The following is a 677-nucleotide window of genomic DNA, read 5'->3' as shown; positions in this document are numbered from 1 at the left end:
AGCGGTTCGGACGTCTTCTGGTCCGGCGCGCTCGACACCACGGCCGTGAACCTGGGCAACGTGCTCGGGGTGGTCGCGCTGTCGGTCGTCGTCACGCTCGTGGCCCGGTGGGTGGTCAACCGCCTCGACGAGCTCGCCGCGTCCCGGGCCGCGCACCGCGCGCTCCTGGCGGCGTCGGGTCCCGGCACGGCGGTGGCCGCATGACCGCGGCAGACGCCCCGACCTCGGTCGCGCAGCCGCCGGTCCCTCCCGTCCTCGTCCGGGACTACCGCCGCCTCCTGCGGCTCTTCCCGTACACCTACCGGCGGGCGCACGAGGCCGAGATGCTCGGCCACCTGCTCGACGGCGCGCAGCTGGGGCAGTCGCGCCCGACCCGCGCCGAGCGGACGGACCTGGTGCGGGCCGCCGCCCGGGAGTGGCTGCTCGCGCCGCTGGGCTCGACGCCGCGCCAACGACGGGCGGCGACCGGGCTCCTGTTCGTGCTGCTCCCGGCCGTGCTCGTGGTCATGGCGGCACGCGTCGTCGCGTTCGCCGCCGCGATCGTCCGGGCGATGCTGGGCCCGGAGGGCAGCGCGCCGCTCGTGGCGACCGTCCCGACGGCGCTGATGTGGGCCCTGTGGCTCGCAGCGGTCGCCCTCACGCTCGTCGGCGCGCGACGCGTCGGGCTCGTGGTCGCG

General features: G+C 77.1%; 1 protein-coding gene and 1 pseudogene. Both read left to right on the top strand.

Features of this window, described 5'->3' with window-relative positions:
• The coding region (locus G3I78_RS46690; protein WP_164436669.1) for a hypothetical protein at positions 1–204 on the top strand (204 nt) is incomplete at its 5' end.
• Positions 201–677, top strand: a pseudogene (locus G3I78_RS46685) (hypothetical protein); the annotation flags it as partial. The gene G3I78_RS46690 and the pseudogene G3I78_RS46685, both read left to right, overlap by 4 nt.

Source organism: Streptomyces sp. SID13726, assembly GCF_010548375.1.
GTDB lineage: Bacteria > Actinomycetota > Actinomycetes > Streptomycetales > Streptomycetaceae > Streptomyces.
This window is presented reverse-complemented; position numbering and strand designations above follow the sequence as displayed.